The sequence below is a fragment of the Streptomyces sp. NPDC016562 genome, from assembly GCF_043076955.1.
In the GTDB taxonomy this organism is placed as follows: domain Bacteria; phylum Actinomycetota; class Actinomycetes; order Streptomycetales; family Streptomycetaceae; genus Streptomyces.
Genome location: NZ_JBIBRZ010000003.1, coordinates 374113 through 393406 on the forward strand (window position 1 = coordinate 374113; position 19294 = coordinate 393406).

Below are 19294 nucleotides of genomic sequence, written 5' to 3' on the forward strand. Positions count from 1 at the left end.
CGGCCCCCGCGGGCCACCCCGTAGATTGAGGTGGCAGATTCCGGCAAGGGGCAAGGGGACAGACGTGTCAGCGGCTAGGCAAGATGTCGTGGACGCCCGCAGGATCGTGGTCAAGGTCGGCTCCTCCTCCTTGACCACCGCGGCCGGCGGACTCGACGCCGACCGGGTGGACGCGCTGGTCGACGTCCTGGCCAAGGCGCGCAGCGGCGGCGAGAAGGAGATCGTGCTCGTCTCCAGCGGAGCCATCGCCGCCGGACTCTCCCCGCTCGGCCTGCGCCGTCGTCCCACGGACCTCGCCCGCCAGCAGGCCGCCGCCAGCGTCGGCCAGGGACTGCTCGTCGCCCGCTACACGGCCTCCTTCGCCCGGTACGGCGTCCGCGTCGGCCAGGTCCTGCTGACCACGGACGACACCAGCCGGCGCGCCCACTACCGCAACGCCTACCGGACCCTGGACCAGCTCCTCGCCATGGGAGCCCTCCCGGTCGTCAACGAGAACGACACGGTGGCCACGGACGAGATCCGCTTCGGCGACAACGACCGCCTGGCCGCCCTCGTCGCCCACCTCGTGCGCGCCGACCTGCTCGTCCTGCTCTCCGACGTGGACGGGCTCTACGACGGCGACCCGTCCCTGCCCGGCACCACCCGCATCGACGAGGTCCACGGGCCCGAGGACATCGCGCACGTCTCCATCGGCAGCGCCGGCAAGGCGGGCGTGGGCACCGGAGGCATGGTCACCAAGGTCGAGGCGGCACGGATCGCCGCCGCGGCGGGCATCCCCGTCGTCCTCACCTCCGCGAGCCAGGCCGCCGACGCCCTGGCGGGGCGGGCGACCGGCACCCTGTTCCACTCCACCGGGCGCCGCTCGGCGGACCGGCTGCTCTGGCTCCAGCACGCGTCGACCCCGCAGGGCCACCTCGTGCTCGACGAGGGAGCCGTCCGCGCGGTGACCCAGCGCGGCAGCTCCCTGCTGCCCGCGGGGATCGCGGCGGTCGAGGGCGACTTCGTCGCCGGGGACCCGGTGGAACTGCGCTCCGCCGACGGCCGGGCCGTCGCCCGGGGCCTGGTCAACTTCGACGCCAAGGAGCTCCCGCAGCTCCTCGGCCGCTCCACTCGCGAGCTCGCGCGGGAACTCGGACCCGCGTACGAACGGGAGGTCGTCCACCGGGACGATCTGGTCCTGCTGGAGGGCTGAGGTTAGGTAAAACCGCAGCGCGGCGGCCCTGGGACTGGTCAACTGTGAAGGCGGACCGACGCACGCGGCGGAGACAGGAGGCGGCTGGTGAGACGAGCGCTGACCAGCGTAGGCGCAGGGGACGGTGACGGCGTCGGGGGCGGGGAGGAGCAGCACCACACCTCACGCCTGTGGCACGTGACCCTGAGCGTCTCCGGCAAGCCCGCCCCCCTGTCCGAGGTCCGGCGCGGGCTGGAACAGCTGGCCCACGACCACCCCTTCCTGCTGACGAGCCGGTACGCCGACGACCACGCGGAGATCCGCTACTGGGAGGAGGCCCGCGACCTCCACGACGCGGCGGCCGTCGCCCTGCGCCTGTGGGGCGAACACCGCTCCTCGGCGAAGCTCCCGCCCTGGGAGATCGTCGGGCTGGAGGTCATCGACCGGGCCACCTACCACCTGCGGGTCGCGGAGGGCTACGGGCCGCCGCCGGCCCACCCGGTGGGCGTCCACCCGTACTGAGCGGCGCCTGCGGCCGCAGGGCCGTCGCGTGGGTGCCCGGAGGCCGTCTCGGGGCCGTCTCGGGGGGTGAAACCCCCAGCGGCGGGGTGCCTGCGGGGGCTTACCCTGGCGGCATGACCTCGCTCGATGCCGCCACCTCGCCCGTCCTCGCCACCGCGCACGCCGCCCGCACCGCCGCCGCGGCCATCGCGCCACTCCCGCGGTCCGCCAAGGACGCCGCCCTGCTGGCGATCGCGGACGCGCTGGAGGCCCGTACGGCCGAGATCATCGCGGCCAACGCCGTGGACACGGACAAGGCCCGCGCCGCCGGCACCAGCGAGACCGTCATCGACCGCCTGACCCTCACCGCGGAGCGCGTCGCCGCCATCGCCTCCGACGTGCGCGACGTCGCCGCCCTCCCCGACCCCGTCGGCGAGGTCGTGCGCGGCAACACCCTGCCCAACGGCATCGACATCCGGCAGATCCGGGTCCCCCTCGGCGTCGTCGGCATCATCTACGAGGCCCGCCCCAACGTCACCGTGGACGCCGCCGCCCTCTGCCTGAAGTCGGGCAACGCGGTCCTGCTGCGCGGCAGCTCCTCCGCGTACTCCTCGAACACCGCGCTCGTCGCCATCCTGCGCGACGCCGTCGCCGGCGCGGGCCTGCCCGCCGACGCGATCCAGCTCGTCCCCGGCGAGTCCCGCGACTCCGTCCGCGAGCTGATGCGCGCCCGCGGCCTGGTCGACGTCCTCATCCCGCGCGGCGGCGCCTCGCTCATCAAGACCGTGGTCGAGGAGTCCACCGTTCCGGTCATCGAGACCGGTACCGGCAACTGCCACGTCTACGTCGACGCCCAGGCCGATCTCGACATGGCCGTGGACATCCTCATCAACTCCAAGGCCCAGCGGCCCTCCGTCTGCAACGCGGCCGAGACCCTCCTCGTCCACCGCGACATCGCCGACGCCTTCCTGCCGCGCGCCCTCGACGCGCTCGCCGACGCCGGCGTCACCGTCCACGGCGACGCCCGGGTCCTCGCCGCCGCCGAAGGCACCAAGGCCACCGCGCTGCCCGCCACCGACGAGGACTGGGCCGCCGAGTACCTCTCCTACGACATCGCCGCCGGCGTCGTGGACTCCCTGGACGACGCCGTCACCCACATCCGGCGCTGGACCTCCGGTCACACCGAGGCGATCGTGACCACCTCGCAGGCCGCCGCGCGCCGCTTCACCCAGCTGGTCGACTCGACCACGGTTGCCGTGAATGCATCCACCCGGTTCACGGACGGTGGTCAGTTCGGCTTCGGCGCCGAGATCGGCATCTCCACCCAGAAGCTGCACGCCCGGGGCCCCATGGGCCTTCCCGAGCTCACCTCGACCAAGTACATCGTCACCGGCGACGGTCACGTCAGGTAGCCGCTCCCTGGACACGGTGTGGCCGGAATTCGGCGCACACCCTGCCCAAAGGCGCCCCCCGGGTCTAGGCTGGTCCTGTGCCGGACGACGTGGGGGGCAAGCCGTTCCCGGACGACGGGGAGCCCGACGACGACCGCGGAGGCGCGGATCAGTACTTCGCCTCCGTGGTGTTCGATGAGGCCTTCGTCCGGAATGCCGAGTTCCATGAACCGAGCGCCGCCGAGCGCCAGCGGGCGGCCGACCGAGCCCGCGCGGAAGCCGAAGCGGCCCGCGCCGTCGCCGGCGGCTGGACGGGCGACGACGACTACGACGGCTACGGATACGGCTACCCCGACGGGTACGAGACCGACGACCACGGCTGGGACCACGATCGCAGCTACGGCTACCCGGACGGGCCCTACGGAGCGTACGGCGGCAGCCTGCGCCCCTACCGCGGCCGCTCGCCCTGGCTGCGCCCGGTCGCCTGGGTGCTCGCCTTCGTGATGGGCCTCGGCATGGTCGCGCTCGCCTTCAGCGCCGTCTACCGCTCCGCCTCGGGCGAGGCGGAGCCCGCCCCGGCGCCCGCCAGCACCCCGCTGCGCGAAGTCACCGGCGTCGGCGCGTTTACGTACCCCTCCGACCGCCAACCCTGAAGGTAACGACCCCACTCGCACACGTCGGAGCTGGGGGCTTCTCTGAAGCGGGGACAGCGGGGAGAAGCGATGGCCGTGCCAGGAGATCCACCCAACGGCACCCCCGAGGGCATGGGCGGGGGCGACGACGAATTCCGGTCGGACGAGTACCGCTCGGACGAATACCGCTCGGTGGTGTTCGACGAGGACTTCGTCCGCGCTGCCCGGCTCCAGGAGTACTCGGCCCAGGAACGCATGGGCGAGCACGCCCGGGCCGTGCGCAGCCGCTCCCTGTGGTCCGGCGGCGGCTCCCTGTCCGGGACCGGCACCCCCGGCCGCGCCGCCCGCCAGGGCATGCTGCTCGTGCTGCTCATCGCCACGGCCTTCGCCGCCGCCGTCTACCTCGGGCTGCGCAACCCCTACGTGCCCCCGCCCGGCTCACCCGCCGAGGCGCTCAGCAGCACGGTGGTCCCGCTAGCGCCCGCCACCCCCGTGCCCGGCGGCCGGCCGGCCGAGCTGTACGCGCAGAGCCCCGCGGCCGACTACCGCATCGGGGCGGCCGGGATCACCCTGCCGGCGGTGCGCCGCACGCACCACTTCACCGACGTCCAGGTCATCACCGCGCTGTCCATCGCCAAGGACTACCTGGTGCAGTCCTCGCTGGACCCCGACGTCCTGTCGGGCGCCGGCTCCCGGCCCGTGCGCGTCCTGCTCGACCCGGACCAGCTGGCGCAGTTCGACCGCAGCATGGCCTCGCCCTCCGGCGACGGCCGGCACGCGGCCACCGGCTGGCTGGTCCGCTTCGACCCGGCCACCGCCGTCGTGGCCGACCCCCGGGTGCGGGTGAGTGGAACCCTCGCCTTCGAGGAGCTGGGCCCGGAGGTGCTGGAGGTCACCACCGACCACACATTCGTCTACGCCGTACGCCCGGCCACCGGAGCCCCGGCCGCGGCCGACGGCGCCTCGCTCTTCACCGTCCGGCGCGAGCTGCGGATCCGCTTCGACCGCGAGGACCTCGCGGCCCGGCGGCTGGAGCTGGCCTCGGCCCATGTGATGGCCGGCCCGCAGGACTGCTCCGCCGACCCGGCCGCGGGCTTCCGCCCGCTCCTGGCGGGCGCGGGGCCGACGACGGTGGGGCCGCCCGCGAGCGACCCGTACGTCAGCGGCCAGCCGCGGCGCACCGCCGGGCTGTGCGGCGTCCTGGCGCAGCCCACGACCCCGCCGTCCCCACAGACCCCGGCGGCCCCGCAGACTCCGGTGGCCCCACAAGCCCCGCCCGTCAGCCCTGGCCCGTAGTCCCGCCCTTGCCCTCGGAGCCGTTGGCCGGCCCGGTGCCGGTGAACCGGTCACGGAGCTTTCCGCCCAGGTCGCCCGCGCCCCCGGCGAGGTCGCCGACCAGCTTCATCAGCGGGTCCTTGCTGGTGCGCACCGAGTCGGCGTAGTGCGCGGCGGACTGCCGGAAGGAGTCCGACACCGAGGTGTCCTTGTCCTCCTCGCGCCGCGGGTAGTGGCCGTCCATGATCCGCTGGAAGTCGCGGTTCTCCGACCATTTCTTCAGCTCGGCCGCGCGCACCGTGGTGAACGGGTGCGTCCGGGGCAGCACGTTCATGATCTTCAGGACGGAGTCGCGGAGATCGCCGCTCTCCTCGTACTCCTCGGCCTGGGCCAGGAAGGCGTCCACGTTCATCTCATGGAGGTGGTTGCCGCCGGCGACCTTCATCAGCCCCCGCATCGAGGCGTGCACGTCCTGGCCCACCAGCAGCCCCGCCCGGTCGGCCGACAGCTCCGACTTGCGGAACCATTCCCGCAGCGCGGTCACGATCGCCATGATCGCCATGTTGCCCAGCGGGATCCACGCGACCTTCAGTGCCAGATTCGTCAGGAACAGCAGGATCGTGCGGTACACGGCGTGCCCCGACAGCGCGTGGCCCACCTCATGGCCCACCACCGCCCGCATCTCCTCCTCGTCGAGCAGCTCGACCAGGCTCGTGGTCACCACGATGATCGGCTCGTCCAGGCCGATGCACATGGCATTGGGCTTCGGGTCCTGCTGCACGTACATCTGCGGGACCTTCTCCAGGTCCAGGATGTGACAGGCGTCGCGGAGCATGTCGTAGAGGTGCGGGAACTGCGTCTCGCCCACCCGCACCGAGTCCGACAGGAACAGCAGGCGCAGGCTGCGCTCCGGGAGCAGCCCGCTCAGGGCCTTGAACACCGTGTCGAAGCCGCTCAGCCTGCGCAGGGCGACGAGGGCGGAGCGGTCCGCCGGATGTTCGTACGCCCGCGAGGAGATGCCGGGGAACCTCCTGCGGTCCCGCGCCGGTGCCTTCTCGAAACCCGTCGCCGTCATAGCGCCCTCCCCTGGATTGACCTGACCGACCTTGCGTCTATCCTCTCCAACGCCTGAGTCGGCGTGAGCGTGCCCCAGGCCCCCGCATACGATGTGAGCGAAGTCTCCGCCCGCTCCCCGACTCGATAGGTACCTGCCTGATGAGCCTCTCCTCCACCGCCCACAACCTGGTCGTCCTCGCCTCGGAGGGGGCCGAGCAGCACGGCGGCAACCACGACAGCCTCAACCCCTACCTGACCGGTGGCGGCGCCTTCGTCATCCTGATGCTGATGCTCTGGGTCACCACGCGCCTGAACCGCGACCGCTGAACCGCGACCGGTGAACCCCGACCGCTGAGCCCGCCGGGACCGCACCGTCCGCCGGGCCAGTAGGCTCTGCGCTCATGGGAGAGCAGGAGATGCCTACCGGTCCGGTCAAGCGCCGGCTCGGCGTGATGGGCGGGACGTTCGACCCGATCCACCACGGACACCTGGTGGCCGCCAGCGAGGTGGCCGCCCTTTTCCACCTCGACGAGGTGGTGTTCGTGCCGACCGGCGAGCCGTGGCAGAAGTCCCAGCGGGCGGTCTCGCCCGCCGAGGACCGCTACCTGATGACGGTCATCGCCACGGCCTCGAACCCCCAGTTCTCGGTGAGCCGCATCGACATCGACCGCGGCGGGCCGACGTACACGATCGACACCCTGCGGGACCTGAAGGCGCTGAACGACGACGCCGACCTGTTCTTCATCACGGGTGCCGACGCGCTCGCACAGATCCTGACCTGGCGGAACGCCGACGAGCTCTTCTCGCTCGCCCATTTCATCGGGGTCACCCGGCCGGGCCACGTCCTCACCGACGACGGGCTGCCCAAGGGCGGCGTCTCCCTGGTCGAGGTGCCCGCGCTGGCCATCTCGTCCACGGACTGCCGTGCGCGGGTCGCCCAGGGGGATCCCGTCTGGTATTTGGTGCCGGACGGCGTCGTGCGCTACATCGACAAGCGTGAGCTGTACCGGGGAGCCTGAGCTTCCGGAGAGAGGGGCCCCGCGGTGAACGACCGACAGGATCCGTACGACCCGTATGCCGCCCAGGAGCAGCAGCTCATCGGCTACGACGCGTACGGGCGGCCGGTGTACGGCCAGGCGCCCGCCCAGCCCGCTCCGCCCCCCGCGCAGTACGAACAGCAGCAGTACGAACAGCAGCAGTACGACCAGCAGCAGTACGACTACGGCTACGACTACCAGGGCTACGCCCAGCAGCCCCAGCAGCAGCCGCAGCCCCAGCAGCCGTACTACCCGCAGCAGCCGGCCGCCCAGGGGTACGGGCAGCAGCAGTACGCCCAGGCCCCCGCCTACGGGTACGACACGCAGCAGACCCAGCAGTGGATCCCGCAGCAGACCGCCCCGGAGCCCGAGGCGCCGCCCGCGCCCCCGGCCGCCCACGTCCCGGAGCCGCGCAGCCCCGAGCCGCCGCGCCGGGCCGACGGCGAGCCCGAGGCGGGCCGGGACTACCGCACCGAGATGTTCGCCTTCATCGACCAGCCGGACGAGGAGTCCGAGGACGTCATCGACTGGCTCAAGTTCACCGAGAGCCGGACCGAGCGCCGCGAGGAGGCCCGCCGCCGCGGCCGCAACCGGGTGGTGGCGCTGATCGTCGCCCTCGCCCTGTTCACCGTGGGCGGCCTCGGCTACCTCTGGTACACGGGCGGGCTGCCGTTCCTCGACGGCCCCGGCCAGAAGAAGAACGCCGCGAGCGCCGATCCGGCGGCGCAGAAGCGCGACATGATCGTCGTCCACCTGCACAACACCAAGAAGGGCGGCACCGCCTCGGCGCTGCTCGTCGACAACGTCACCACCAAGCAGGGCGCGACCGTCCTGCTGCCGAACGCCCTCGCCGTCACCCACCAGGACGGGACCGCCACGTCCCTGGGCAAGGCCGTCGAGGAGGGCGGCCTCGGCACCCGCGAGGCCCTCGACTCCGTCCTCGGCACCCACATCGGCGGCACCTGGCGCCTGGACACCCCCTTCCTGGAGAACCTGGTCGAGCTGGTCGGCGGCATCGAGGTCGACACCGACGCCGCGGTCCCGGCCGACGACGCAGTCAAGGCCCCGGCCGTGGCCCAGGGCCCCAAGCAGAGCCTGAGCGGCGCGATGGCCGTCGCCTACGCCACGTACCGCGGCCAGGGCGAACCGGAGGCCAAGCAGCTGGAGCGCATGGGCAAGGTGCTCCAGGCGGTGCTGCGCAAGGTCCCGGGCGACCCGAAGGCGGCGGCCGTGATGGTCGAGAGCATCGGCCAGATCCTCGACCCGGCGCTGAACGCGCAGACCCTCGGCGCCCTGCTGTCGCGGCTCGGCGCGCACGCCAAGGTGGGCGCGTACCGCACCGACCTCCTCGCGGTGAAGCCGGACGGCGCCCTCACGGACGAGGCGAACAAGGGCGTCGTCAAGGAGGTGCTGGGCGGTTCGGCCGCGCAGGCGCAGCCCGGCGCCGCCCCGCGCGTCGGACTCAAGGACGCCAACGGCGACGAGAAGACGCAGGTCGCGGCGAAGGCGGCGCTGATGAACAGCGGCTACACCTTCGTCGACGGCGGCAAGGCCGACAAGACCGCGGCCGCCTCGCAGATCACCTACCAGGACGACGCGCAGCGGGACCGGGCCATCGAGGTCGCCAAGACGCTGGGGCTGCCCGAGACGGTCGTGAAGAAGGCCGAGAACGCCGTGAACGCGGACGTCGTGGTCATCCTGGGCAAGGACTACAAGGCGTCCTGAGCGGCACTGGCAGACGCCTTCGCCCGCGCGGGACGCTCCGCGCGGGCGGTGTCCGCGGTACGTGAGACCCTTGTATGGATCTGCCCGCCAACCCGAAAGCATGGCCAGTGACCGCCACGGACCGCTCCATCGAGCTCATCACCGCCGCCGCCCAGGCCGCGGCCGACCGGCTCGCGCACGACATCATCGCGTACGACGTCAGCGACGTGCTGTCGATCACCGACGCCTTCCTGCTCGCCTCGGCGCCCAACGACCGCCAGGTCAAGTCGATCGTCGACGAGATCGAGGAGCGCCTGCTCAAGGAGCTCGGCGCCAAGCCGGTGCGCCGCGAGGGCGACCGCGACGCCCGCTGGATCCTGCTCGACTACATCGACATCGTCGTCCACGTCCAGCACAGCGAGGAGCGGGTCTTCTACGCGCTGGAGCGCCTGTGGAAGGACTGCCCCGAGATCGAGCTCCCCGAGGACGCCAAGCTGACCCTCGGCAAGGCCGAGGAGCACGCCAAGCTGCGTGAGGCGGCGGGCGACGAGGACCAGGACGGTGATCTGTTCTGAGCGCGACCACCACGGGCAAGTCCGGTAGGAAGATCGTCCTCTGGCGGCACGGCCAGACCGCGTGGAACCTGGAGCGGCGCTTCCAGGGCTCCACGGACATCGAGCTGACCGAAGCGGGTGTGGGCCAGGCGCGCCGCGCCGCGCGGTTGCTCGCCTCGCTGCGGCCGGACGCCATCGTGGCCTCCGACCTGCGGCGCGCCTCCGCCACGGCAGCCGAGCTGGCCGCCGTCACGGGACTGCCCGTGGCTCACGACGCGGCGCTGCGCGAGACGTACGCCGGTGAGTGGCAGGGCCTCACGCACGACGAGATCCTCGCGAAGTACGGCGAGCAGTACGCCGCGTGGAAGCGCGGCGAGCCGGTCCGCAGGGGCGGCGGTGAACTGGAGACCGAGGTCGCCGACCGCGCCGCGCCGGTGGTGCTGGAACACCTCGCCCGGCTGCCGCAGAACGGCACCCTCGTCGTGGTCAGCCACGGCGGCACCATCCGGACGACGATCGGGCGCCTGCTGGGCCTGGACTCGTCCGACTGGGAGAGCCTGGGCGGGCTCTCCAACTGCTGCTGGTCCGTCCTCGGTGAGGGCGCGCGCGGCTGGCGTCTGATGGAGCACAACGCCGGCACGCTGCCGGAACCGGTGCTCGGCGACGACGACTGAGCAGCTCACTGCCGTTCCCCGGCGCTCCCCGCCCGGGCCACCACCCGGATTTCACTTTCCGGCTGGTCACAGGCTAGAGTTCTTCTTGTTCGCAGCGCGGAACACCGGAGACGGGGGGAGCGCGGCGGAGAGCGGGGCTATAGCTCAGTTGGTAGAGCGCCTGCATGGCATGCAGGAGGTCAGGAGTTCAATTCTCCTTAGCTCCACAATCAGGATCCCGTCCCCAACAGGGGGCGGGATCCTTGTTTTTGTGCCCTTTGCGTTTGCTGACCCGGCCCGCACCGGCATGGCAGAATCGGACCGCCGGAGGGGGAGATCACGGCCCCGACGCGGGAGGGAGTCGCTGACGGATGGGTGCACACCGGCGCCGGTGCGACTGGTGCAACAACGGCACGCCGATCGTGCGGGACATGGACCCCGTCAACCCCGACTACCAGTACTGGTGCGAGGAATGCGCGCGGGCGCTGATCATAAAGGGCGACCCGATCGAGACGTACCGAGAGCTGGAAGGGGAGCCGATCTACGGGCGGCTGCTCGACGAGCACTGCACGCTGAAGCGGTTCTATCAGTTTGCGAGAGCGTGACAATTCGGATCAAAGCGGACATGGCCCGTGGTGCACGGAAACCGATTTTTGGACCAGGGCCATGACCGTGTAATGTTTGGGACGTCGCCAAGGGGAACCGGCAAGGGGAACCGAAGCGGCAAGCGGAACAAGGGGCTATAGCTCAGTTGGTAGAGCGCCTGCATGGCATGCAGGAGGTCAGGAGTTCAATTCTCCTTAGCTCCACAGTGAAGAAGCGGGCCACCCGGATCGGGTGGCCCGCTTCTCGTTGTGCGGTCGTCCGAGCGGGCGCCAGCGGTGCTGCGGTACCCTGACGCCATGCGTGCCGTACGCCTTCTGCTTACCGAGCCGCGCTGATCAGTACCGACCCCACGAGACGGTCGGCCTCGGCGCGGCGCCCCCTCCTGTGCGAGGGGTTTTTTCGTTTGGGCAGGCAGAGACGGCAGAGACGATCGATGGAGCTTCAGAAATCATGAGCGAGACGAACACCCCGGCCCCCGAGGCGGCCGAGGCGCACCGCTACACGGCTGCCATGGCCGCCGACATCGAGGCACGCTGGCAGGACGTATGGGACGCGCAGGGCACCTACGAGGCCCCGAACCCGACCGGTGACCTGGCCGGGGACCCCTCGGTGGTCGCACGGCCCAAGAAGTTCATCATGGACATGTTCCCGTACCCCTCCGGTGCGGGCCTGCACGTCGGCCACCCGCTCGGCTACATCGCCACCGACGTCTACGCCCGCCACCAGCGGATGACCGGCCACAACGTCCTGCACACCCTGGGCTTCGACGCCTTCGGCCTGCCGGCCGAGCAGTACGCCGTGCAGACCGGCACGCACCCGCGCGTGTCGACCGAGGCCAACATCGAGAACATGAAGGTCCAGCTGCGCCGGCTGGGCCTGGGCCACGACAAGCGCCGCTCCTTCGCGACCATCGACCCGGACTACTACAAGTGGACGCAGTGGATCTTCCTGCAGATCTACAACTCCTGGTACGACGCGGACGCGGGCAAGGCCCGGCCGATCAGCGAGCTGATCGCCGCCTTCGAGGACGGCTCCCGCGAGGTTCCCGCAGGCCGTGACTGGGCCGCGCTGAGCGCGGCCGAGCGGGCCGACGTACTGAACGAGTACCGGCTGGCGTACGCCTCGGACGCGCCCGTGAACTGGTGCCCCGGGCTGGGCACCGTCCTGGCCAACGAGGAGGTCACCGCCGACGGCCGTTCCGAGCGCGGCAACTTCCCCGTCTTCAAGTCCAGGCTCAGCCAGTGGAACATGCGGATCACCGCGTACGCCGACCGGCTGCTGGACGACCTGGACGCGCTGGACTGGCCCGAGGCCATCAAGCTGCAGCAGCGCAACTGGATCGGCCGAAGCGAGGGCGCGCGCGTCGACTTCGCGCTGGGCGACGAGGCCATCACCGTCTTCACCACCCGCCCCGACACCCTGTTCGGCGCCACCTACATGGTGCTGGCGCCCGAGCACCCGCTGGTCGAGAAGTTCATCCCGGCCGCCTGGCCCGAGGGCACCCACGACGTGTGGACCGGCGGGCACGCCACGCCGGCGGAGGCCGTCGCCGCCTACCGCAAGCAGGCCGCCTCGAAGTCGGACGTCGAGCGGCAGGCCGAGGCCAAGGACAAGACCGGCGTCTTCACCGGCGAGTACGCGGTCAACCCGGTCAGCGGCGCCAAGGTGCCCGTCTTCATCGCCGACTACGTGCTGATGGGCTACGGCACCGGCGCGATCATGGCCGTCCCGGCGCACGACAGCCGCGACTTCGAGTTCGCGCGCGCCTTCGAGCTGCCGATGCGCTGCGTGGTCGCCCCGACCGACGGGCGCGGCACCGACCCGGCGGAGTGGGACGACGCCTTCGTCGCGCACGACGCCGTACTGGTCAACTCGGTCGGCGAGGGCATCTCCCTGGACGGCCTGGACGTCGCCGAGGCCAAGGCCGCGATCACCGCCTGGCTGGAGTCGCGCGGCATCGGCGAGGGCACCGTCAACTTCCGGCTGCGCGACTGGCTGTTCAGCCGCCAGCGCTACTGGGGCGAGCCCTTCCCGATCGTCTACGACGAGGACGGCGTCGCGCACGCGCTGCCCGAGTCGATGCTGCCGCTGGAGCTGCCGGAGGTCGAGGACTACTCGCCGCGCACCTTCGAGCCGGACGACGCCACCTCCAAGCCGGAGACCCCGCTGTCGCGGAACGAGGCATGGGTCAACGTCGAGCTGGACCTGGGCGACGGCCGTGGCACCCGCTCCTTCCGGCGCGAGACCAACACCATGCCGAACTGGGCCGGTTCCTGCTGGTACGAGCTGCGCTACCTGGACCCGCACAACGCGTCGGCGCTGGTCGACCCCGCGATCGAGCAGTACTGGATGGGCCCGCGCGAGGGCGCTCCGCACGGCGGCGTCGACCTGTACGTGGGCGGCGCCGAGCACGCGGTGCTGCACCTGCTGTACGCGCGCTTCTGGTCGAAGGTCCTCTTCGACCTGGGGCACGTCTCCTCGGCGGAGCCGTTCCACAAGCTGTTCAACCAGGGCATGATCCAGGCGTACGCCTACACCGACGCGCGCGGTGTGTACGTCCCGGCGGCCGAGGTCGAGGAGCGCGACGGCGGCTACTTCTACCAGGGCCAGCCGGTCAAGCGTGAGCACGGCAAGATGGGCAAGTCCCTGAAGAACGCCGTCACCCCGGACGAGATCTGCGAGGAGTACGGCGCCGACACGCTGCGCCTGTACGAGATGGCGATGGGCCCGCTGGACGTCTCGCGTCCGTGGGACACCCGGGCCGTCGTCGGCCAGTACCGGCTGCTGCAGCGCCTGTGGCGCAACATCGTCGACGAGGAGACGGGCGCCGTCACCGTCGTCGACGGCGAGCCGGGCGAGGACACCCTGCGCGCGCTGCACAAGGCGATCGACGGGGCCGGCGCGGACCTGGCCGGGCTGCGCTTCAACACCGCCATCGCGAAGATCACCGAGCTGAACAACGCCCTGACGAAGGCCGGTCGCCCGCTGGAGCGCTCCGTCGCGGAGTCCCTGGTGCTGCTGGTCGCCCCGCTGGCCCCGCACATCGCGGAGGAGCTGTGGCACCGGCTGGGTCACAGCGAGTCGGTGGTCCACCAGGACTTCCCGGTCGCGGACCCGGCGTACGTCGTGGACGAGACCGTGACCTGCGTCGTACAGGTCAAGGGCAAGGTCAAGGCGCGGCTGGAGGTCCCGCCGACGATCTCGGAGGCGGAGCTGGAGCAGCTGGCCGTGACCGATGAGGGCGTCGTCGCGGCGCTGGGCGGTGCGGAGATCCGCAAGGTGATCGTGCGCGCGCCCAAGCTGGTGAACATCGTCATCTGACGTCACCCGCTCCCCATGGGGGACATCCCGTACGGGCAGGTTGGGGGTTCGATGGGAACCCCCGGCCTGCCCGTGGCGTTTACGGTGGAGGGGACGGACACGACGCGCGGGACTGGGGAAGGGACACTCATGGAGGTCGCGTTGATCATCTTCGCGCTGATGGTGCTTTTCACCTTCCTGGGGCTGGGCGTGTATGCGACCGTCAAGGTGGTGGGAGCGGCCAAGCGCGGGGTGGACCGCACCCTGACGCAGGCCCGCCGGACGGTGGAGGACACCACCTTGAAGGCGAAGAGCCTGGGCCAGGTCGGCGTCCCGGGCGCGCTGGCGCAGCTGCGGCTCGACCTGAGGACCTCGCTGCGGGCCACGCAGCAGGCGCTGCACGACGGGGCCAAGGCGGACGCGTCCCTGAAGGAATCGATCGCGCTGTTCGAGCGGCTGAGCGCCCACGGGCGTGAACTGGACGACGAGCTGAAGCGGCTCGAGCAGGATCCCGACCGGAAGCGGATCGCGGAGAGGCTGCCCGACCTGCGGGAACGGACGGCCAAGATCACGCAGGCCGCCGACTCGCTGCGGTGGGCGGCGCGCGACCGGGCGCGCCGTTTCGCGGAGGACGACCTGTCCGTCCTGGCGGCCCAGATCGAGGTCGAGTCGGGCGCGCTGCGCGACTGGTCGCGCGGGTCGGTGGACGACCTGACGGCGGCGGCTGCGGCGTGGGACGCGGCGCAGGGCCAGGCGGAGACACAGAGGCAGACCCAGGGGCAGGGCCAGGCGCAAGGGCACGCGCAGCCGCGGCCGGCCGCCTTGAACCCGGCCGCCGCGCCGAGCCCGTACCCGTGGGAGAAGGCCCGGCGGCCCGAGAGCACGACGTAGGTCCAGCCCCCCCGCAAGGCCGCCGTACAGCCCCGACGATGAGTCCGGGCTGCCGTCACGCCCCCACTGGCGGTAACCTCCGGCTCATGTCCCGCCATGTCGCCATCGTCACCGATTCCACGGCCTACCTGCCCCGACCGGCCATGGCGCGGCACGGAATCACCGCCGTCCCGCTCACCGTGGTGCTCGGCGGAGAGGCGCTGGAGGAGGGCACCGAGATCTCGGCGCGCAGCCTCGCCACGGCCCTGCAGAAGCGCCGCTCGGTCACCACCTCGCGCCCCGGCCCGGAGCAGTTCGTCCAGGCCTACCGGGAGGCGGCGCAGGCCGGCGCCACCGGCATCGTCAGCCTCCACCTGTCCGCGGAGTTCTCCGGCACCTACGACGCCGCCGTGGTCGCGGCCCGGACCGCGGCGGTGCCCGTACGCGTCGTCGACACGGGAATGGTCGCGATGGCGCTCGGCTTCTGCGCGCTCGCCGCCGCCGAGGTGGCCGAGGCGGGGGGCTCCGTGGACGAGGCCGTGGCCGCCGCCGAGAAGCGGGCGGCGGACATGTCCGCGTACTTCTACGTCGACACCCTCGACTACCTCCGTCGCGGCGGCCGGATCGGGGCGGCGCAGGCGCTCCTCGGCTCGGCCCTGGCGGTGAAGCCCCTGCTGACGCTGGAGGGCGGGCGGATCGAGATGCTGGAGAAGGTGCGGACGGCCTCCAAGGCCATCGCCCGCCTGGAGGAACTGGCCGTCGAGCGGGCCGGGTCCGCGAGCGTCGACGTGGCGGTCCACCACCTCGCGGCGCCGGAGCGCGCCGAAAAGCTGGCCGAGCGGCTCCGCGAGCGCATCCCGGGGCTCGTCGAACTGCACGTCAGCGAGGTCGGCGCGGTCATCGGCGCGCACACCGGACCGGGGCTGCTGGCGGCGGTCGTCTCACCCCGCTGATCACCGGAACGAGTGGCGAGGTTATCCACAACGGGTCGGTTGTCCACCGGAATTGAAGGCTCCGAGCGGGCTTCGGGAGGCGCCCCTACGGTCGTGGAATGACTCTTCGCACGCGTACTCCGTATCCGTCGGGCGCCACCAGCGGCCCGGGCCGATCCCGCCTCTCCGACAGCCGTCTGCGGCACCGCCGGGGCCGCCTTGGCCGCCACGGTCGTCCGGACCCGGCCGGGCCGTCGGGGCGTCGGGCTGCTCATCCGGAGCCGGACGGGGTGCGGCTCAGAGCCGAAGCCCTGCTGGGCGGCAGCAGCCCGCCGCGGGCCGTGGTGGAAGCCGGGGTCGAGCCTCATGCCCCGCCGGAGGGTGCGGCCGGGCTGTCCTCCGGGGACGCGGCCGGCTTGTCCTCCGGGGACGCGCGAAGGCTGGCCGTGCGGGAGCGGCTGCCGCTGTGGTTACAGGCCCGGTGCGGGATGGAGCCGCGCACGGTCGCCGCCGTAGCGGTGGTGCTGGTCGCCGCGGTCGGATTCGCCGCGCAGCAGTTCTGGTCGGCCCGGCCGGGGCCGGTGACCGCGCCCGCGGTGGTCGCTCCGGGGCCTGCGCCCCCACCCGCCTTGGCCGCTGCGGGCGCAGGGGCGACCGGGGCGACCGGGGCGCCTGGGGCCGGGGCCGGGGCCGGGGCCGGTGCGGGCGGGGCCGCCGTGCGCATCGTCGTCGACGTCAGCGGCAAGGTCCTGCGGCCGGGTGTGCTGCGCCTGCCCGCCGGTTCGCGGGTGGAGGACGCGCTGGCCGCCGCCGGGGGAGTGCGCCCGGGCACGGACACCACCGGGCTGAACCGGGCCCGGGTGCTGGTGGACGGGGAGCAGGTGTGGGTGGGCGGACCGGCGCCGCCGCCACCGGGCGGGCCCGTCGGGGGAGGCTCGGGCGCCGGCCCGCTCAGCCTGGGCACGGCCACGGTCGCACAGTTGGACGGCCTGCCCGGGGTCGGACCGGTGCTGGCGCAGCACATCGTCGACTTCCGCACCGCCCGCGGTGGCTTTCGTTCCGTGGAGGAGCTCCGCCAGGTGACCGGCATCGGGGAGCGGCGCTTCGCCGACCTGCGCAAGCTGGTGCGGCCGTGAACGGGCCCGAGGGGCGGGGCCCGGCGGATCTCCGGCTCGCCGGGCCCGCCGTGGCCGCTTGGGCGGCGGCCGCCCTCGCCCTGGACGCGCCCGCCGCTCGGACCGCCCTCGGGGTGGGGCTCGGGGTGGTCTGCGCGGGGCTGCTGATGCTGGGGGCGGGGCGGCGGCCGGGGCCGCGCTGGCGGATCGTCCCCGCCGTGGCGGCGGCCCTGCTGTGCGCGGCCGCGGGGGCCGGGGTGGCCGGGCTCCAGCGGGCCGAGGCCCGCGCCGGGCCCGTCGCGGGGCTGGCCCGGGACCATGCCCGCGTGCTCGCCGAGCTCACCGTCGCCTCCGACCCGCGGGCCGCCCGGAGCGGGAGCGGGCCACCGGTGGTGCTGCTGGACGCGGTGGTGACCCGTGTGAGCGGGCCCGACGGGAAGAGCACCCGAGTGCGCACCCCGGTGCGGGTACTGGCCGGGCATCCGGGATGGGCCGCGCTGCTTCCCTCCACGCGGGTGGCCGTGGTCGCCCGGCTGGCGCCGGCGCGGGGCGGGGAGCGGGCCGTGGCGCTGATCCGCCCGGCCGGGGACACCCCGCCCCGGGTGAGCGGCGGCCCGGACCGGGCGCAGCGGCTCGCGGGGCGGTTGCGGGCCGGGCTGCGGGAGGCCACCGCCGGGCTCGCGCCGGACGCCAGGGCCCTGCTGCCCGGGCTGGTCGTCGGGGACACCTCCAGGGTCCCGCCCGATCTCCACGAGGCCTTCCGGGCCACCGATCTGCTGCACCTGCTGGCCGTCTCCGGGTCCAACCTGACCGTGGTGCTGTTCCTGCTCATCGGGCCCCCGTCCCGCGCGCAGCAGGCCGAGCGGAGGGGGCTGGCGCCCCGCCTCGGGCTCTCGCTGAGGGCGACCGCCCTGTGCGGGGCGGGACTGACGCTGGCGTTCGTGGTGGTGTGCCGGCCGGAGCCGAGCGTGCTGCGGGCCGCGGCCTGTGGAGCGGTGACCCTGCTCGCCCTCGCCACCGGGCGGCGCAGGTCGCTGATTCCCGCGCTGGGCGCCGCCGTTCTGCTCCTGGTGCTCTACGACCCGTGGCTGGCCCGCAGTTACGGCTTCCTGCTCTCCGTCCTGGCCACCGGGGCCCTGCTCACCCTCGCCCCCCGGTGGAGCGAAGCCCTGCGGGCGCGGGGGACGGGCCCCCGGCTCGCCGACGCACTGGCGGCCGCCGCGGCCGCCCAGGCGGTGTGCGCGCCGGTGGTCGCCGTGCTCGCGGCCCGGGTCAGCCTGGTGGCGGTGCCGTGCAATCTGCTGGCCGAGCTCGCGGCGGGACCGGCGACGGTGCTGGGCTTCGCGGCGCTCGCGGTGGCTCCGCTGTGGATGCCCGCCGCGGAGGTGCTCGCCCGGTGCGCCGGGGTGCCGGCCGGGTGGATCGCGGCCGTGGCCCGGGCCGGGGCGCGGTTGCCGGGAGCGGAGTCGCCCTGGCCGGGCGGGCTCACCGGGGGCGTGCTGCTGGCCGCCGCGACCGTGGCCGTCGTAGGCGTGGCGAGGCTCCGCCACCGGCGGCGGCGATGGCTCTGCTCCGCGCTCGCGGCGCTCCTGCTCCTCGCCGTGCTGCGGCCACCGCAGCTCACCCGTACGCTCACCGGCTGGCCCCCGCCCGACTGGAGCTACGTCCAGTGCGCCGTGGGCCAGGGGGACGCCGCCGTACTCGCCGTGGGCCCGGGAGAGGCCCTGGTGGTGGACGCGGGCCCGGATCCGGTCGCGGTGGACGGCTGCCTGCGCGCCCTGGGGGTGCACCGGGTGCCGATGCTCCTGCTGACGCACTTTCACGCCGACCACGTGGCAGGGCTGTCCGGGGTGCTGAAGGGCCGCTCCGTGGGAGTGATTCAGGTCACCGGCCTGGAAGAGCCGCCGGGGCAGGCGGAGTTCGTCCGCCGCACCGCTTCCGCCGCCGGGGTGCCGGTGGTGCGGGCGGCGCAGGGGGAGCGGCGCCGGGCCGGGCCGCTGGAGTGGCAGGTGCTGTGGCCGCCGTCCGCCGGAGCGCCGCCCGAGGGGCCCAACGACGCGAGCGTCGCCCTGCTCGTGCGGGGCGCGGGGCTGACCCTGCTGCTGCTCGGCGATCTCGAACCACCTGCGCAGCAGGCCCTGTTGAGGGAACACCCGCACCTGGGCCCCGTGGACGTCCTCAAGGTCGCGCACCACGGCTCCGCGCACCAGGACCCCGGGCTGCACGCCCGGATCCGGCCACGGCTCGCGATCGTCCCCGTCGGCGTGGCCAACCGCTACGGGCACCCCGCCCCGGGTACGCTCGCCCGGCTGCGGGACCTGGGGGCGACCGTACTGCGCACCGATACCGACGGCTCGATCGCGGTCAGTGGAACCGGCGGGCGGCTGCGGGCGTTTCCAGCCAAGAGGCCGCGGAGGCGGCGCGGGCGGCCCAGTCGAAGCGGGCGGGACCGTCCTGTTTGCCCCCGCCCCGACAGCATGATCGAATTCGTTCTCGC

Annotated in this window: 15 protein-coding genes, 2 tRNA genes and 2 pseudogenes; 18 read left to right on the plus strand and 1 reads right to left on the minus strand. The window is 73.0% G+C overall.

Annotated elements, in window-relative coordinates; translation table 11 throughout:
* Window positions 1-64 precede the first annotated feature (64 nt).
* The 5 genes from proB to ACF059_RS16800 all read left to right on the plus strand — a co-directional run bounded on the left by proB (window position 65) and on the right by ACF059_RS16800 (window position 4991).
* On the plus strand, window positions 65-1192 hold the full coding sequence (gene proB / locus ACF059_RS16780) for a glutamate 5-kinase (RefSeq protein ID WP_392057392.1): 1128 nt from the start codon (window positions 65-67) through the stop codon (window positions 1190-1192).
* 99 nt (window positions 1193-1291) lie between these two features.
* Entirely contained in the window at window positions 1292-1693 is a 402-nt protein-coding gene (locus ACF059_RS16785; RefSeq protein WP_392058125.1) for a hypothetical protein, read from the plus strand.
* A gap of 113 nt (window positions 1694-1806) precedes the next feature.
* Entirely contained in the window at window positions 1807-3084 is a 1278-nt protein-coding gene (locus ACF059_RS16790; protein WP_392057395.1) for a glutamate-5-semialdehyde dehydrogenase, read from the plus strand.
* A 77-nt stretch (window positions 3085-3161) separates the two neighbouring features.
* Window positions 3162-3716, plus strand: coding sequence for a hypothetical protein (locus tag ACF059_RS16795; RefSeq protein ID WP_361953209.1), 555 nt, complete (start codon window positions 3162-3164; stop codon window positions 3714-3716).
* Between the two features lie 69 nt (window positions 3717-3785).
* Window positions 3786-4991 carry a hypothetical protein gene (locus ACF059_RS16800; protein ID WP_392057398.1) on the plus strand — a complete coding sequence of 402 codons (1206 nt, stop codon included), beginning with the start codon at window positions 3786-3788 and terminating at the stop codon, window positions 4989-4991.
* Here ACF059_RS16800 and ACF059_RS16805 read toward each other — a convergent pair.
* A pseudogene (locus tag ACF059_RS16805) lies at window positions 4978-6045 on the minus strand (M48 family metallopeptidase); the annotation flags it as partial. The gene ACF059_RS16800 and the pseudogene ACF059_RS16805 overlap by 14 nt on opposite strands.
* 140 nt (window positions 6046-6185) lie before the next feature.
* Here ACF059_RS16805 and ACF059_RS16810 point away from each other — a divergent pair.
* The 13 genes and pseudogenes from ACF059_RS16810 to ACF059_RS16870 form a co-directional block, all read left to right on the plus strand.
* Window positions 6186-6353 (plus strand): hypothetical protein, encoded by a 168-nt coding sequence (locus ACF059_RS16810; RefSeq protein ID WP_361953218.1) that lies wholly within the window; start codon window positions 6186-6188, stop codon window positions 6351-6353.
* A 74-nt stretch (window positions 6354-6427) separates the two neighbouring features.
* On the plus strand, window positions 6428-7045 hold the full coding sequence (gene nadD, locus ACF059_RS16815; protein WP_360892938.1) for a nicotinate-nucleotide adenylyltransferase: 618 nt from the start codon (window positions 6428-6430) through the stop codon (window positions 7043-7045).
* 24 nt (window positions 7046-7069) lie between these two features.
* Window positions 7070-8788, plus strand: a complete 1719-nt coding sequence (locus tag ACF059_RS16820; protein ID WP_392057402.1) for an LCP family protein — start codon at window positions 7070-7072, stop codon at window positions 8786-8788.
* Between the two features lie 107 nt (window positions 8789-8895).
* Complete coding sequence (rsfS, locus tag ACF059_RS16825) at window positions 8896-9342, plus strand: ribosome silencing factor (RefSeq protein WP_360892944.1); 447 nt, start codon at window positions 8896-8898, stop codon at window positions 9340-9342.
* Complete coding sequence (locus tag ACF059_RS16830; protein ID WP_392058128.1) at window positions 9339-9995, plus strand: histidine phosphatase family protein; 657 nt, start codon at window positions 9339-9341, stop codon at window positions 9993-9995. The genes rsfS and ACF059_RS16830 overlap by 4 nt, the downstream gene beginning before the upstream one ends.
* Before the next feature lie 133 nt (window positions 9996-10128).
* A tRNA-Ala gene (locus tag ACF059_RS16835) sits at window positions 10129-10201 on the plus strand.
* Window positions 10202-10345: 144 nt separating this feature from the next.
* Window positions 10346-10579, plus strand: coding sequence for a hypothetical protein (locus ACF059_RS16840; protein ID WP_008738908.1), 234 nt, complete (start codon window positions 10346-10348; stop codon window positions 10577-10579).
* 131 nt (window positions 10580-10710) lie between these two features.
* Window positions 10711-10783, plus strand: a tRNA-Ala gene (locus tag ACF059_RS16845).
* 247 nt (window positions 10784-11030) lie between these two features.
* Window positions 11031-13901 (plus strand): leucine--tRNA ligase, encoded by a 2871-nt coding sequence (gene leuS, locus ACF059_RS16850; RefSeq protein ID WP_392057407.1) that lies wholly within the window; start codon window positions 11031-11033, stop codon window positions 13899-13901.
* A gap of 129 nt (window positions 13902-14030) precedes the next feature.
* Complete coding sequence (locus tag ACF059_RS16855) at window positions 14031-14771, plus strand: hypothetical protein (RefSeq protein WP_392057411.1); 741 nt, start codon at window positions 14031-14033, stop codon at window positions 14769-14771.
* Between the two features lie 86 nt (window positions 14772-14857).
* Window positions 14858-15703: a DegV family protein gene (locus ACF059_RS16860; RefSeq protein ID WP_392057415.1), complete on the plus strand. Its 846-nt coding sequence runs from the start codon at window positions 14858-14860 to the stop codon at window positions 15701-15703.
* A 98-nt stretch (window positions 15704-15801) separates the two neighbouring features.
* Window positions 15802-16818: a helix-hairpin-helix domain-containing protein gene (locus ACF059_RS16865; RefSeq protein WP_392057418.1), complete on the plus strand. Its 1017-nt coding sequence runs from the start codon at window positions 15802-15804 to the stop codon at window positions 16816-16818.
* Window positions 16819-16964: 146 nt separating this feature from the next.
* A pseudogene (locus ACF059_RS16870) lies at window positions 16965-19190 on the plus strand (ComEC/Rec2 family competence protein); the annotation flags it as partial.
* Between the last annotated feature and the right edge of the window lie 104 nt (window positions 19191-19294).

Coding starts and splice junctions, on each gene's coding strand:
- ACF059_RS16790 (WP_392057395.1), top strand. CDS start 1,807: ATGACCTCGCTCGATGCCGCCACCTCGCCCGTCCTCGCCACCGCGCAC.
- ACF059_RS16800 (WP_392057398.1), top strand. CDS start 3,786: ATGGCCGTGCCAGGAGATCCACCCAACGGCACCCCCGAGGGCATGGGC.
- ACF059_RS16810 (WP_361953218.1), top strand. CDS start 6,186: ATGAGCCTCTCCTCCACCGCCCACAACCTGGTCGTCCTCGCCTCGGAG.
- nadD (WP_360892938.1), top strand. CDS start 6,428: ATGGGAGAGCAGGAGATGCCTACCGGTCCGGTCAAGCGCCGGCTCGGC.
- ACF059_RS16840 (WP_008738908.1), top strand. CDS start 10,346: ATGGGTGCACACCGGCGCCGGTGCGACTGGTGCAACAACGGCACGCCG.
- leuS (WP_392057407.1), top strand. CDS start 11,031: ATGAGCGAGACGAACACCCCGGCCCCCGAGGCGGCCGAGGCGCACCGC.
- ACF059_RS16855 (WP_392057411.1), top strand. CDS start 14,031: ATGGAGGTCGCGTTGATCATCTTCGCGCTGATGGTGCTTTTCACCTTC.
- ACF059_RS16860 (WP_392057415.1), top strand. CDS start 14,858: ATGTCCCGCCATGTCGCCATCGTCACCGATTCCACGGCCTACCTGCCC.
- ACF059_RS16865 (WP_392057418.1), top strand. CDS start 15,802: ATGACTCTTCGCACGCGTACTCCGTATCCGTCGGGCGCCACCAGCGGC.